This window comes from Aquitalea sp. FG25, from assembly GCF_057809375.1.
This window is the reverse complement of sequence record NZ_JBMDJV010000004.1, coordinates 98,206-111,225: the sequence shown is the minus strand read 5'-3', so window position 1 is coordinate 111,225 and position 13,020 is coordinate 98,206. Positions and strand designations below refer to the sequence as shown.

Genomic DNA, 13,020 nt, shown 5'->3' with positions numbered 1-13,020 from the left:
TCTGTTTCTTCAAAAATCCGCAGGGACCGGGGTGGAATCCGGCAGCAAGCTGTTGTTGGACGGCTCGTCCGGCTGCACATTCAGCACGCGCAGCGCGCCGCCAGCCACCTGGGAAAACACTGGCGCAGAAATAGCGCCACCGTAGTATTTGCCAGCCGTGGGTTCATCAATCATCACGGCCACGATGAGTTTGGGGTTCTTGCCAGGGGCAAAGCCCATGAACAGGGCGCGGTGCTTGTTGGCCACATAGGTGCGGCCCTCCAGCTTGCGCGCGGTACCGCTCTTGCCGCCGATGCTGTAACCGATGATGCGACCGCCAACGGCACCGCCGCCCGGTTCGCTGTTGGCCACCAGCAGGTCGTGCATTTCATGGGCGGTTTTTTCGCTCAGCACCCGCTTGCCAGGCATCGGATTGCTGGTTTTGTACAGCGAGATGGGCAACATCACGCCATCATTGGTAAAAATGGTGTAAGCCCGCGCCATCTGGAGCAGGCTGACCGACACGCCATAACCGAAGGACATGGTGGCCTGCTCGATGGGCCGCCAGTTTTTCCAGTCGCGCAGGCGGCCTGCGGCCTCGCCGGGAAAGCCGGTATTCGGTGGGCGGCCAAAGCCCAGCGAGTCGTAATAAGTCCAGAAATCCTGCGGGCTGTTCATCAGCGCCAGCTTGCTGGTGCCAACATTGGACGACTTCTGGATGATGCCGAGAATATTCAGGCTGGGCTGGGCCGATACGTCGCGAATGGTAGCCGGGCCGATCATGTAGCTGTGGGTGTCCAGCACGGTGTTGACCGTGGCCTTGCCGTGTTCCAGCGCCAGCGAAATCGACAGCGGCTTCATGGTGGAGCCCGGCTCGAACAGGTCGATCACCGCGCGGTTACGCAGCATTTCCGGCGTGGTGCCAACGCGGTTGTTGGGGTTGAACGAAGGATAGTTGGCCAGCGCCAGCAGCTCGCCGGACTTGGCATCCAGCACCACCACACTGCCAGCCTTGGCCTTGTTCTCTTCCACTGCCGCCTTGATTTCGCGGTAAGCCAGGTACTGAATGCGATGATCCACCGCCAGAGCCAGGGTCTGCCCATCCTTGGGCGGCTCGATGGCGGCTACGTCTTCGATGATATGGCCACGGCGGTCCTTGATCACCACGCGGCGACCATCCTTGCCAGCCAGCATCTTCTCGCGCGCCAGCTCCACGCCTTCCTGGCCTTTGCCATCCACCCCGGTGAAACCGATGATGTGGGAGATGATTTCGCCAGCGGGGTAAAAACGGCGGTATTCCTGCTGTTTGGCAATGCCAGGAATACCCAGCGCCATCACCTTGTCGGCGATTTCCGGGTTGATCTGGCGCTTGATGTAGACAAATTCTTTTTTGCGATCAGACAGCTTGGTGGCCAGTTCTTCCGGCGACATGTCCAGCAGGCTGCCCAGTTCGCGCAGCTTGGCCGGCGGGACCGGCTCCATATCAGCCGGGCTGGCCCAGATGGTTTGCACCGGCGAGCTGATGGCCAGCGGTTCGCCATTGCGATCGGTAATCACGCCACGGTTAGCTTCCAGCGTCATGGCGCGACGGAAACGCGCCTCGCCCTGGCCTTGCAGGAAATCCTGCTGCACCACTTGCAGATAAATGGCCCGACCAATCAGCGCCAAAAACAGCAGGCCCAGCATCAACAGTACAAAACGCACACGCCCTGCCGTCATTTTCAGGGCAGGGCTGGCGTCGGCGATACGTTCACGCTGGTGGGCTGAATAGCTGGTGCGCATCAGGCACCTCCCCGTGGTGAAATCACCTGGATCTGGCGGGGATCCGGGGTATGCATGCCCAAACGGGTGCCAGCGGCCTTTTCAATCACCGCATGCGCTCCCCAGGTACTTTGCTCCAGCTGAAGCTGGCCGTACTCGACCTCCAGCTGCTGGGCAGATTTCTGCTCTTTCTGCAGGTCGCTGTACAGCCTGCGCGATACGTGCTGCGAGGTGACCACCGACCAGGCGGACACCACCACAAGCACCAGAAGGATCGCGCACAGACGGTTCATGCATCCCCCTCGCGCCACGGTGCAGCGGTGCGTTGGGCAATACGCATGATGGCGCTGCGCGAACGGGCGTTGTCACGCACTTCTTCTTCCGAAGCACGCACCGGCTTGCCCACGGTTTCCAGCGGTGGCCTGGCCATGTCTTCGGCACGCACCATCACCCAGCTGGGCAGCTTTTCCACGCTGCTGGCATCGCGCAGGTATTGTTTGACGATACGGTCTTCCAGTGAGTGGAAGCTGATGATGGCCAGCCGGCCATCTTCCGCCAGATGGCGTGCTGCCTGCGGCAGAACCGCCTTCAGCTCGTCCAGCTCGCGGTTCACAAAGATCCGGATCGCCTGGAAGGTACGCGTGGCTGGGTCCTGACCCGGTTCCCGAGTACGGACGTTTTGCCCAACGAGCAAGGCGAGCTCACGCGTGGTCTGGATGGGAGCGAGCTCCCGTTGCGCAACAATGGCTGCTGCGATCTTGCGAGCAAACCGCTCTTCACCATAAGTCTTAATGACCTCTTTGATTTCGTCTTCTTCCGCAGTGGCCAGCCACTGGGCGGCGGTTATGCCGCGCGTGGTGTCCATGCGCATGTCCAGCGGCGCGTCGAAGCGGAAACTGAAGCCGCGACGGCCATCGTCAATCTGGGGTGAGGACACGCCCAGATCCATCAGCACGCCATTCACCACCGTCACGCCCAGACGGGCCAGTTCCTGACCCAGGGTCTCGAAACCGTTGTGGACGATGGTGAAGCGTGCGTCTTCTGCCGCCAGCCTGTCGGCCTCGGCAATGGCTTCCGGATCCTTGTCAAAGGCAATCAGGCGGCCTTGCGGGCCTAACTGCGACAGGATCAACCGGCTATGGCCACCTCGACCGAAGGTGCAATCGACATACACGCCATCAGGTTTGATGGCGAGCGCGGCGACAGCCTCGGCAAGCAGAACCGTGCGGTGCACGTACGGGGTGGGACTCACAGCGTAAAATCTCCAAGATGTTGTGCCAGATCGGCTTGGTCTATCGCCAGTGCTTCCGTGGTCTGGCTGTCCCATTCCTCGGCATTCCACAACTCGAAGCGGTTACCCATGCCCACCAGGGACACGTCCTTGTCGAGACCGACCAGTTCGCGCAGGCGGGAAGGCAGCAGGATGCGTCCGGCACTGTCCATTTCCAGCGTTTCTGCGTGGCCTAGCACGAGGCGCTGGTAGCGTTTCAGCGTGGGATTGCCGGTGGGAAGGGCGAGAAGGCGGGCTTCGACCGGACGCCAGTTAGGTTCGGGATAAATCAGCAGATGGTCGGGGGATTCGAGAGTGACAACCAGCTTGTGGCCAAACGCGGACAGCAGTGTCTCACGGTGCTTGGCCGGAATGGCCAAACGACCCTTGCTATCAAGAGAGACAATGCTGACTCCACCAATCATGACTTGGACACCACCGCTGAAAGTTGAGGGGCCGTCGCCCCACTTTTACCCACTTCACCCCACTTTCCGCCACTATAAGAAAGAACTTCACCATGGTCAACATCGCTCGACACTAATTCACCTTTTGCGACAATGACTTAGCGGTAGGGTGAAAATGTGCTTTCCGTGTCAAATCAGGGAGTTAATGACAGCAGTCAAAGTGAGCTATGAACTGGAATGGTGCAGGAAGACAACACAATGATTTTTAATGACATGCACATTAAAGATTAGCAACTACGCAACATCCCAGCCGCCATGAAAGCCTGGGCATGCAAAAACAGAACGGCATGCCGCAGCATGCCGTTCGTGAAAACGCTGTACCGGGCAGCGTTTTAGCCGGTTATCCAGCCAGTTTCTGCTTCAGGATGTCCTGCACCTGGGCCGGATTGGCCTTGCCTTTGGAGGCTTTCATCACCTGACCGGCCAGCGCGTTCAGTGCCTTTTCCTTGCCGGCACGGAATTCCTCCACCGCCTTGGGGTTGGCGGCAATGGCTTCTTCCACCATTTTTTCGATGGCACCCACGTCGGACACTTGTTTCAGGCCGTCACGCTCGATGATGGCATCGGCGGGCAGATCGCTTTCCCACAAGGCATCGAACACTTGCTTGGCCAGTTTGCTGGACAGGGTGTTGTCGGCAATGCGCAGGATCAGTCCGGTGAGGCGTTCGGCGGAAATCGGGCAGTCGCCGATATCCTTGCCGTCGCGGTTCAGGCGAGCGGCAATTTCGCCATTCACCCAGTTGGCCGCCAGTTTGCCCTGACCAGAGGCCTGGGCCACGGCTTCGAAGTATTCTGCCGTGGCGCGGCTACCGGTCAGCAGCGCAGCATCGTAAGACGACACGCCGAAAGCCTCGACAAAGCGCGCCTTCATGGCGGCGGGCAGTTCCGGCATTTCGCTGCGGATACGGGCAATCTGCTCGTCGCTGATGCGTACCGGCAGCAAGTCCGGGTCGGGGAAGTAGCGGTAGTCGTGCGCGTCTTCCTTGCTACGCATCATGCGGGTTTCGCCGCTATCCGGGTCGAACAGCACGGTGGCTTGCTCTACGCGGCCGCCATCTTCCAGGGTATCGATCTGCCACTGGATTTCATACTTGATGGCCTGCTCCAGGAAGCGGAAGGAGTTGAGGTTCTTGATTTCGCGGCGGGTACCGTACTCTTGCTGGCCAAACGGGCGCACCGAGACGTTGGCATCCACACGGAAGCTGCCTTCCTGCATATTGCCGTCGCAAATACCCAGCCACATTACCAGGCTGTGCAGGGCGCGGGCATAAGCCACCGCCTCTTCCGGCGAACGCATGTCCGGCTCGGACACCACTTCCAGCAGCGGGGTGCCGGCACGGTTGAGGTCGATACCGGTCATGCCGCTGAAGTCTTCATGCAGCGATTTGCCGGCATCTTCTTCCATATGGGCGCGGGTCAGCTTGACCAGCTTTTCTTCCTCGCCCACCAGAATCGGCAATACGCCGCCTTCGACAATCGGCAGCTCCATCTGGCTGATCTGGTAGCCCTTCGGCAGATCAGGATAGAAGTAGTTTTTGCGCGCAAACACGTTCTTCTGGTTGATCTTGGAACCCAGTGCCAGGCCCAGGCGGATGGCTTTTTCCACCACCGCCTTGTTCATCACCGGCAGTACGCCGGGGAAGGCCAGTTCCACAGCCGAGGCCTGGGTGTTGGGCTCGGCACCAAAGGCGGTGCTGGTGCCGGAAAAAATCTTGGTAGCGGTGTTGAGCTGCACATGCACCTCAAGACCGATGACGACTTCCCATTTCATCGCGGAGAAATCCTTTAGCTATGCCGACAGGGGCTGGCGCGTTGCCGCCCCTGTTCGGTCTTGATTACAGGGCGGGTGCGCGGGTGTGCCAGTCGGTAGCCAACTGGAACTGGTGCGCCACATTCAGCATTTTTGCTTCGCCAAAATAATTGCCGATGATCTGCAAACCCACCGGGCGGCCACGGCGGTCGAAACCAGCCGGCACGCTCATGCCTGGCAGGCCTGCCAGGTTGACCGACAGGGTGTAGATGTCGGACAGGTACATCTGTACCGGGTCCGACGACATCTGGCCCAGATCAAAGGCTGCCGTCGGGGCGACCGGCCCCAGGATGACATCACATTGCGCAAAGGCAGCGGTGAAGTCATTGGCAATCAGACGGCGGATCTTCTGCGCCTTCAGATAGTAGGCATCGTAATAGCCGTGCGACAACACATAGCTGCCCACCAGGATGCGGCGCTTCACCTCGTCGCCGAAGCCTTCGGCGCGGGTCTTCTCATACATGTCCACCAGGTCTTTGTACTCTGCCGCACGATGGCCGTAACGCACGCCGTCGTAACGCGACAGGTTGGTGGAGGCCTCTGCCGGGGCAATCACGTAGTAAGCCGGGATGGACAGCTCGGTATTGGGCAGGCTGATGTCCACCACCTGGGCGCCCTGCTTTTTCAGCGCGGCTACCGCATCTTCGATGATCTTGGCCACGTCGGCATCCAGGCCGTCGGCAAAGTACTCGCGCGGCAGGCCAACACGCAATCCGGCCAGCGGCTGGTTGAGATCGCGGGTGTAGTCTTCGCGGGCACGCTCCAGGCTGGTGGAGTCGCGCTCGTCAAAACCGGCCATCACGTTCAGCATCAGCGCGCAGTCTTCGGCGGTCTGGGCGATCGGGCCGCCCTGGTCCAGCGAGGAGGCAAAAGCCACCATGCCGTAGCGCGACACCACGCCGTAAGTGGGCTTGATGCCGGTGACGCCACAATGGCTGGCCGGCTGGCGGATGGAGCCGCCGGTATCGGTGGCGGTGGCCACCGGCGTCAGGCGCGCTGCCACGGCAGCAGCCGAACCACCGGAGGAGCCGCCCGGAATGGCGTTCAAATCCCACGGGTTTTTCACTGCGCCGTAGTAGCTGTTTTCATTGGACGAGCCCATGGCAAATTCGTCCATATTGGCGCGACCCAGCGTCACCAGTCCGGCGGCATTGCACTGCTCCACCACATGGGCGTTGTAGGGCGAGATGAAGTTGTCCAGCATCTTGGAGCCGCAGCTGGTTTTCCAGCCCTGCTGGCAGAAAATATCCTTGTGCACCATGGGCACACCGGTAAGCAGGCCAGCCTGGCCGGCGGCGCGGGCGGCATCCGCTGCGGCGGCATCGGCCAGGGTGCGGGCGCGGTCTACGGTAATGAAGGCATTCAGCTGCGGGTTCAGCGCCTCGATGCGGTCGAGGTAGTGCGTGGCCAATTCCACGCTCGACACCGCACCCGCCGCCAGTTGTTGCGACAGTTGCTTGAGGGTGGCGTTCGTCATTTTGTCTTGATATCCGGTTAAGCTGGGATCGATGAGCGGGTGCGCCTGCCACGGCAGGCCGGCAGCATATATCCGGAAAAAGCCATTCCCAAGCGGGAACCATCCGAAATCATGCTGCTCTGAAACTCACTCGATCACCTTGGGAACGAGGAACAGACCCTTTTCCACCTGCGGGGCAAGCGCTTGAAATGCCTCGCGCTGGTTGGTCTGGGTCACGATGTCTTCACGCAGGCGCAGGCTTACATCCTGCGGATGCGCCATCGGTTCGATGCCATCGGTGTTGACGGCCTGCATCTTCTCGATCAGGCCAAAAATATTGTTAAGCTGGTTGCCAACTGCCGCGATTTCTTCATCGTTTACGTTGATGCGGGCAAGCTTGGCAATCCGCGCGACATCCTGGTGCGTCAGAGACATGGCGTCCTCGTTAAAACCTTTAATATTTCAAGCTTTATAGGGTATCATAAGGGGTTTGATTCTCCCAAGATCGACATCACACATCGCAACAGGAAAGGCGCATGCGGCAACAGGGTTATCTGCCTGTTATAACGCTGTTTATTTCTTCGCTGCAATGCAACAATGATGTCCCCCCGGGGAGCCGCCGCCCGCAGCGCCAGCTTAGCCTGAAAAACTGCGCCGTGTCGGAAACCGGGAAGCCAAGCCCATGCTAAGATTTTGCCGGACGCGCATCGCGCCCGACTGACGGAAACTGAACCAGGACCGCCCAATGTTTCGTTCGCTCACCGGATACTTCTCCAACGACCTTGCCATCGACCTTGGCACGGCCAACACTCTCATTTACATGCGTGGCAAGGGCATCGTGCTTGACGAACCATCCGTGGTCGCCATTCACAGCGATGTACCCACCAACAAAAAATCCATCCTGGCCGTCGGCCTGGAAGCAAAGCGCATGCTGGGACGTACTCCGGGCTCCATCCAGGCCATTCGCCCGATGAAAGACGGCGTGATCGCCGACTTCACCGTCACCGAACAGATGCTCAAGCAGTTCATCAAAAAGGTGAACCCCAACCGCTTCTTTGCAGCCAGCCCGCGCATCGTCATCTGCGTACCCTGCGGTTCTACCCAGGTGGAACGCAAGGCAATCCGCGACTCGGCCCTGGCTGCCGGTGCGCGCCGTGTGGAACTGATCGAAGAACCGATGGCCGCTGCCATCGGTGCCGGCCTGCCGGTAGAGGAGCCCACCGGCTCCATGGTGGTGGACATCGGTGGTGGCACCACCGAAGTAGGTGTGATCTCGCTAGGTGGTGTGGTGTACTCCAACTCGGTACGCGTAGGTGGCGACAAGTTTGACGAAGCCATCATCAACTACATTCGCCGCAACTACGGCATGCTGATTGGCGAAACCACCGCCGAAGAAATCAAGAAGACCATCGGCTCGGCTTTCCCCGGTGCCGAAGTGCGTGAAATGGAAGTCAAGGGCCGCAACCTGGCCGAAGGCATTCCGCGCGCGTTCACCGTTTCTTCCAATGAAATCCTGGAAGCACTGACCGAGCCCTTGAACCAGATCGTGTCTGCCGTGAAGATTGCACTGGAACAAACTCCGCCGGAACTGGGTGCCGATATTGCCGACAAGGGCATGGTGCTGACCGGTGGCGGTGCGCTGCTCAAGGACATCGACCGCTTGCTGGCCGAAGAAACCGGCCTGCCGGTATTCGTGGCCGAGGAGCCGCTCACCTGCGTGGTGCGTGGTTCGGGCAAGGCGCTGGAAAAGATGGACAAGATCGGCACCATCTTCACCAACGTACCCTGATTGCTGCCTAAACGGAGTTGCTGCCGCCCCGTCAAGGGGCGGCATACCGCCTGATGGACTTCGCCAACACCCCCAGTTTTTTCCGTTCCGGGCCCAAGCCCGGCACACGCCTGTTTCTGTGCGTGCTGGCCTCTATCGCGCTTCTGGTGGGCGATAGCCGCTACGGACTGATGGAACAGGCCCGCGATGGTATGTCGCTGGTGCTCTATCCCCTGCAGCGTGTGGTCAACATGCCGCTGGGCATGGTGCGCCATTTTGGTGACTACTTCACCGTGCAGGCCGACCTCAAAAGCGAAAACGACCAGTTGCGCACCCGCCAGCTGGAAATGTCCGCCCGGCTGGCCAGGCTGGAAACCGTAGAGCGTGAACTAACCGAACTACGCGGCCTGAATGCCATCAAGGCTGGTCGCAGCGATGCTGCCCAACTGGCAGAAATCCTGTACACCGGTCGCGACCCCTTCTCCTACAAGATCATCATCGACAAGGGTGCCGATGCCAATCTGCAGCCGGGCCAGCCGGTGGTGGATGCACGCGGCCTGCTGGGGCAGATTACCCGGGTACAGCCGCTGACTGCCGAAGTGTCGCTGATTATCGACAAGAACCAGATGGTGCCGGTGATGATTGCCCGTACCGGCGAGCGCGCCATTTTGTATGGCTATGGCGGCGGCGTGGAAATCCGCTATTTGCCGCTGCATGCTGACGTGCGTGAAGGCGACAGCATTGTCACCTCCGGCATTGACGGCCTGTACCAGGAAGGTACGCCGGTGGCGCGGGTCAGCAAGGTGGAACGCAATGCCGGCGCGGCCTTCAGCCGCATCACCACCGAGCCGCTGGCCGGGGTGCAACAAACCCGTTATGTACTGGTATTACAGCAAAAGGGCCAGACACCGCCGCGTCCGGCCGAGCCGGTTGTGCCCGTGAAAAAGACCAAGGGCAAGAAGCCCGCCGATTCGGAGTAAGCATGTCGTTCGACCGCCCCAAGGAATTGCTCAAGCCGGTCAAGCGCCGCTTCATTTTCATGACCCTGCTGCTGGCGGTGCTGGTGGAAATGATTCCGCTGCCGCATGGCTCCACCCGCTGGCTGCCCGACTTCATCAGCCTGGTACTACTGTACTGGGTGATCAACCAGCCACGCCGGGTGAATGTGGGCATTGCCTTCCTGATGGGACTGGTGGCCGACATCGCCACCGCTGGCATGCTGGGACAGCACGCACTGGCTTACTCCGCCACCTCGTATCTGGCACTAAGCCGTCAGCGCCAACTGATCATGTTCAATCTGGGTCAGCAGGCACTCAGTGTGCTGGGGCTGATGCTGTGTAACCAGAGCATCATGGTGGTGGCGCGCATGCTCACCGGCTCTGCCTTTGTCGGCTGGAGCTATTTCCTGCCGCCCCTGATCGGTGCCTTGCTATGGCCGCTGCTGACCAAGCTGCTGCTGCTGCCCTACCGTCATCACTCGGTGTAAGTCGTGCGTCCCACCCGTTTCAAGAATTCGCAGGCTGAAGACGGCCAATTCCAGCTCCGGCTCATCGTGGCTTACGTGTTCATGCTGCTGATGTTCTGCATCCTGATTGCCCGTTTTGTTTGGCTGCAGGTGTACCAGTACGAGCACTTTTCCACGCTGGCACAGAACAACCGCATTTCTCTGCTGCCCATCCTGCCCAACCGTGGGCTGATCATGGACCGTAACGGGGTGATTCTGGCGCAGAACTATTCTGCCTATACGCTGGAACTGGTACCCAGCAAGATGCCGGACATGAACGCCACCGTTGCCGAGCTGAAAAAACTGGTCAACATCACCCCGCGTGACGAAAAGCTGTTCAAGAAACTGCAGGGCGAATCCAAGGATTTCGAATCCATCCCGCTCAAGGTCAAGCTGTCCGAGGAAGAAGCCGCCCGCGTGGCCGCCAATGCCTGGCGCTTTCCCGGAGTGCAGGTTAAGGCGCGCTTGTTCCGCGACTATCCCTACAAGGAACTCACCAGCCACGTGCTGGGCTATATCGGCCGCATCAACCAGAAAGACCAGGAGCAGCTGGACGACGAGGACAAGACCACCAATTACAAGGGCACCAACTACATCGGCAAGACCGGCCTGGAAGCGGTGTACGAGGATGATCTGCACGGCCAGGTGGGCTTCGAGGAAGTGGAAACCGACTCCGGCGGCCGCGCCATCCGCAGCTTGCGCCGTACCCCGCCCGTCAATGGCAATAATCTGAAACTGGCGCTGGATATCCGCTTGCAGGAAGTGGCCGACAAGCTGTTTGGCAACCGTCGCGGTGCCCTGGTGGCCATCGACCCGCAAACCGGTGGCGTGCTGGCCTTTCTGTCCAAGCCGGGTTTCGACCCCAATCTGTTTATCGATGGCATCGACAGCCAAAGCTGGGCTGCGCTCAACAGTGACTGGCAAAAGCCGATGATCAACCGTGCGCTGCGCGGCACCTACCCGCCCGGCTCCACCTTCAAACCCTTCATGTCGATGGCGGCGCTGGAAACCCACTCCATCGGCATGCACGACGTGCGCCCGGCACCGGCCTTCTTCACGCTGCCCGGTTCCAGCCATCAGTTTCGCGACAGCAACAAGAACGGTAACGGCTCGGCCAATCTGGCCAAGGCCATCCAGGTCTCCAGTGATACCTTTTTCTACAAGCTGGCCTGGGACATGGGCATCGACAAGATTGCCCCCACCGTCGGCCAGTTTGGTCTGGGCCGTCCTACCGGCATCGATCTGGATGGCGAAGCCAGCGGCGTGCTGCCCACCAAGGAATGGAAAGCCAAGCGCTTTGCCCGCTTCAAGGAAGAATTCCGCCGCTGGTATCCGGCCGACGTGGTGAGCATCGGCATCGGCCAGGGCTTTAATGCCTACACCCCGCTGCAAATGGCCAATGGCGTGGCCATCCTGGCCAATGATGGCGTGGCATACAAGCCGCACCTGGTGCAGGAGGTGGTGGATGCAAAAACTGGCAAGAGTCGCCTGATCGAAGCCAAGCCGGATCGCACGCTGCCGTTCAAGAAGGAAAACTTCGAGTATGTGAAGGCCGCCATGCAATCGGTACTGAAACCGGGCGGCACCGCCTGGCGGCTGGGCATAGGCCTGCCCTACACCATGGCTGGTAAAACCGGTACTGCACAGGTGGTGGCCATCAAGCAGGGGGCCAAGTACAACGCCTCTGCCCTAGCCGAGCAGTACCGTGACCACTCCTGGTTCGTGGCTTTTGCCCCGGTGGACAAGCCACGCATTGCCGTTGCGGTCATTGTGGAAAACGCCGGTTTCGGCGCGGCTGCGGCGGCGCCAATTGCGCGTGGCCTGTTCGACTTTTACATCACCGGCAAGGTCCCCAGCTCCATCAGCGGAGACATGAAGACCATGCCAATGGATACTGCCGATGACGCTGCAGCCACATCTGATTAAACGCCTGTGGCTAACCATCAAGGCCCCGCTGGATGGCCCGCTGATGCTGTTCCTGGGCCTGATATTCGCCCTCAGCCTGGTGGTGCTGTACTCCGCCAACAACCAGGGCCTGGACAAGATCGACAACAAGCTGGTTTATACCCTGCTGTCGCTCACCATCATGTGGCTGCTGGCACGCAGCCGACCACAAAGTATCATGAACTTTGCCCCGCCGATTTACGGCATCGGCGTGGTGTTGTTGCTGGCGGTGCATTTCAAGGGGGTGACGGTAAACGGCTCCACCCGCTGGCTGGAGCTGGGCATCACCCGCATCCAGCCTTCGGAGATCATGAAGATTGCCCTGCCGATGATGCTGGCCTGGTTCTTCCAGAAATACGAACTGTCGATGCGCTGGTGGCACTATCTGGTGGCGGCGGTGATGATTGCCATCCCCTGCGCGCTGGTACTCAAGCAGCCTGATCTTGGCACCACCATGCTGATTGCCGCTTCCGGCTTCTTTGTGCTGTTTTTTGTTGGCCTGCCGTGGAAGGTGATTCTGGGCGGCATGGTGGCTGCGGGGGCCTGCATGCCGGTGGTGTGGAACATGCTGCACGACTATCAGCGCCGTCGGGTGATGACCATGATCGACCCGATGGAAGACCCGCTGGGTGCCGGTTATCACATCATCCAGTCCATGATCGCCATCGGCTCCGGCGGCCCCTGGGGCAAGGGCTGGCTCAATGGCACCCAGACCCATCTGGACTACATCCCGGAACGCACCACCGACTTCATCTTTGCCGTGTATTCCGAGGAATTCGGCCTGGTGGGCAATATCATTCTGGTCATTCTCTACACCTTGGTGCTCAGCCGCGCCATGCTGATTACCGCTGGTGCGCAAACCCTGTATGGCCGCGCCATGGCTGGCGCCATCACCCTGTCCTTCTTTGTCTATGCTTTCGTCAATATGGGCATGGTGGCGGGCATTCTGCCGGTGGTGGGCGTGCCGCTGCCTTTTGTGTCCTACGGCGGTACTGCCACCGTCACCCTGTTTGTCGGCATGGGCATGCTGATGAGCATAGGCAACGCCCGCCGCTAAGCTGTCG

Annotated in this window: 12 protein-coding genes; 5 read left to right on the top strand and 7 right to left on the bottom strand. The window is 60.0% G+C overall.

Features of this window, described 5'->3' with window-relative positions; genetic code table 11:
• Positions 1-9: 9 nt before the first annotated feature.
• The 7 genes from ACODR9_RS05395 to gatC all read right to left on the bottom strand — a co-directional run bounded on the left by ACODR9_RS05395 (position 10) and on the right by gatC (position 7,175).
• Positions 10-1,761, bottom strand: coding sequence for a peptidoglycan D,D-transpeptidase FtsI family protein (locus tag ACODR9_RS05395; RefSeq protein ID WP_488808040.1), 1,752 nt, complete (start codon positions 1,759-1,761; stop codon positions 10-12).
• The gene (gene ftsL, locus ACODR9_RS05390; RefSeq protein ID WP_089082941.1) at positions 1,761-2,033 is read right to left on the bottom strand and encodes a cell division protein FtsL; all 273 of its coding nucleotides are present in this window, start codon (positions 2,031-2,033) and stop codon (positions 1,761-1,763) included. Before ftsL ends, ACODR9_RS05395 begins: the two co-directional genes overlap by 1 nt.
• Positions 2,030-2,992 (bottom strand): 16S rRNA (cytosine(1402)-N(4))-methyltransferase RsmH, encoded by a 963-nt coding sequence (rsmH, locus tag ACODR9_RS05385; RefSeq protein WP_488808038.1) that lies wholly within the window; start codon positions 2,990-2,992, stop codon positions 2,030-2,032. Before rsmH ends, ftsL begins: the two co-directional genes overlap by 4 nt.
• Entirely contained in the window at positions 2,989-3,435 is a 447-nt protein-coding gene (mraZ, locus tag ACODR9_RS05380) for a division/cell wall cluster transcriptional repressor MraZ (RefSeq protein WP_159880230.1), read from the bottom strand. The genes rsmH and mraZ overlap by 4 nt, the downstream gene beginning before the upstream one ends.
• 379 nt (positions 3,436-3,814) lie before the next feature.
• Positions 3,815-5,245 carry an Asp-tRNA(Asn)/Glu-tRNA(Gln) amidotransferase subunit GatB gene (gatB, locus tag ACODR9_RS05375; protein ID WP_488808035.1) on the bottom strand — a complete coding sequence of 477 codons (1,431 nt, stop codon included), beginning with the start codon at positions 5,243-5,245 and terminating at the stop codon, positions 3,815-3,817.
• Positions 5,246-5,309: 64 nt separating this feature from the next.
• On the bottom strand, positions 5,310-6,761 hold the full coding sequence (gene gatA, locus ACODR9_RS05370) for an Asp-tRNA(Asn)/Glu-tRNA(Gln) amidotransferase subunit GatA (protein ID WP_488808033.1): 1,452 nt from the start codon (positions 6,759-6,761) through the stop codon (positions 5,310-5,312).
• Positions 6,762-6,887: 126 nt separating this feature from the next.
• Positions 6,888-7,175 carry an Asp-tRNA(Asn)/Glu-tRNA(Gln) amidotransferase subunit GatC gene (gene gatC, locus ACODR9_RS05365; RefSeq protein ID WP_488808031.1) on the bottom strand — a complete coding sequence of 96 codons (288 nt, stop codon included), beginning with the start codon at positions 7,173-7,175 and terminating at the stop codon, positions 6,888-6,890.
• 310 nt (positions 7,176-7,485) lie between these two features.
• Here gatC and ACODR9_RS05360 point away from each other — a divergent pair, with 310 nt between their 5' ends.
• From ACODR9_RS05360 to rodA, 5 genes are read left to right on the top strand one after another with little or no spacing between them, the layout of a single operon-like run.
• A complete protein-coding gene (locus tag ACODR9_RS05360; protein ID WP_103522960.1) occupies positions 7,486-8,529 on the top strand; it encodes a rod shape-determining protein in 1,044 nt (347 codons plus the stop codon).
• A 53-nt stretch (positions 8,530-8,582) separates the two neighbouring features.
• Positions 8,583-9,488 carry a rod shape-determining protein MreC gene (mreC, locus tag ACODR9_RS05355; RefSeq protein WP_159880238.1) on the top strand — a complete coding sequence of 302 codons (906 nt, stop codon included), beginning with the start codon at positions 8,583-8,585 and terminating at the stop codon, positions 9,486-9,488.
• A gap of 2 nt (positions 9,489-9,490) precedes the next feature.
• On the top strand, positions 9,491-9,994 hold the full coding sequence (gene mreD, locus ACODR9_RS05350; RefSeq protein WP_159880240.1) for a rod shape-determining protein MreD: 504 nt from the start codon (positions 9,491-9,493) through the stop codon (positions 9,992-9,994).
• A 3-nt stretch (positions 9,995-9,997) separates the two neighbouring features.
• Positions 9,998-11,938: a penicillin-binding protein 2 gene (gene mrdA, locus ACODR9_RS05345; protein WP_488808029.1), complete on the top strand. Its 1,941-nt coding sequence runs from the start codon at positions 9,998-10,000 to the stop codon at positions 11,936-11,938.
• On the top strand, positions 11,913-13,013 hold the full coding sequence (gene rodA, locus ACODR9_RS05340; protein ID WP_488808028.1) for a rod shape-determining protein RodA: 1,101 nt from the start codon (positions 11,913-11,915) through the stop codon (positions 13,011-13,013). Before mrdA ends, rodA begins: the two co-directional genes overlap by 26 nt.
• Positions 13,014-13,020: the final 7 nt, after the last annotated feature.

Excerpts from the sequence above, each read along its gene's own strand:
- ACODR9_RS05395 (WP_488808040.1), bottom strand. The coding sequence starts at position 1,761 with ATGCGCACCAGCTATTCAGCCCACCAGCGTGAACGTATCGCCGACGCC.
- ftsL (WP_089082941.1), bottom strand. The coding sequence starts at position 2,033 with ATGAACCGTCTGTGCGCGATCCTTCTGGTGCTTGTGGTGGTGTCCGCC.
- mraZ (WP_159880230.1), bottom strand. The coding sequence starts at position 3,435 with ATGATTGGTGGAGTCAGCATTGTCTCTCTTGATAGCAAGGGTCGTTTG.
- gatB (WP_488808035.1), bottom strand. The coding sequence starts at position 5,245 with ATGAAATGGGAAGTCGTCATCGGTCTTGAGGTGCATGTGCAGCTCAAC.
- gatA (WP_488808033.1), bottom strand. The coding sequence starts at position 6,761 with ATGACGAACGCCACCCTCAAGCAACTGTCGCAACAACTGGCGGCGGGT.
- gatC (WP_488808031.1), bottom strand. The coding sequence starts at position 7,175 with ATGTCTCTGACGCACCAGGATGTCGCGCGGATTGCCAAGCTTGCCCGC.
- ACODR9_RS05360 (WP_103522960.1), top strand. The coding sequence starts at position 7,486 with ATGTTTCGTTCGCTCACCGGATACTTCTCCAACGACCTTGCCATCGAC.
- mreC (WP_159880238.1), top strand. The coding sequence starts at position 8,583 with ATGGACTTCGCCAACACCCCCAGTTTTTTCCGTTCCGGGCCCAAGCCC.
- mreD (WP_159880240.1), top strand. The coding sequence starts at position 9,491 with ATGTCGTTCGACCGCCCCAAGGAATTGCTCAAGCCGGTCAAGCGCCGC.
- rodA (WP_488808028.1), top strand. The coding sequence starts at position 11,913 with ATGACGCTGCAGCCACATCTGATTAAACGCCTGTGGCTAACCATCAAG.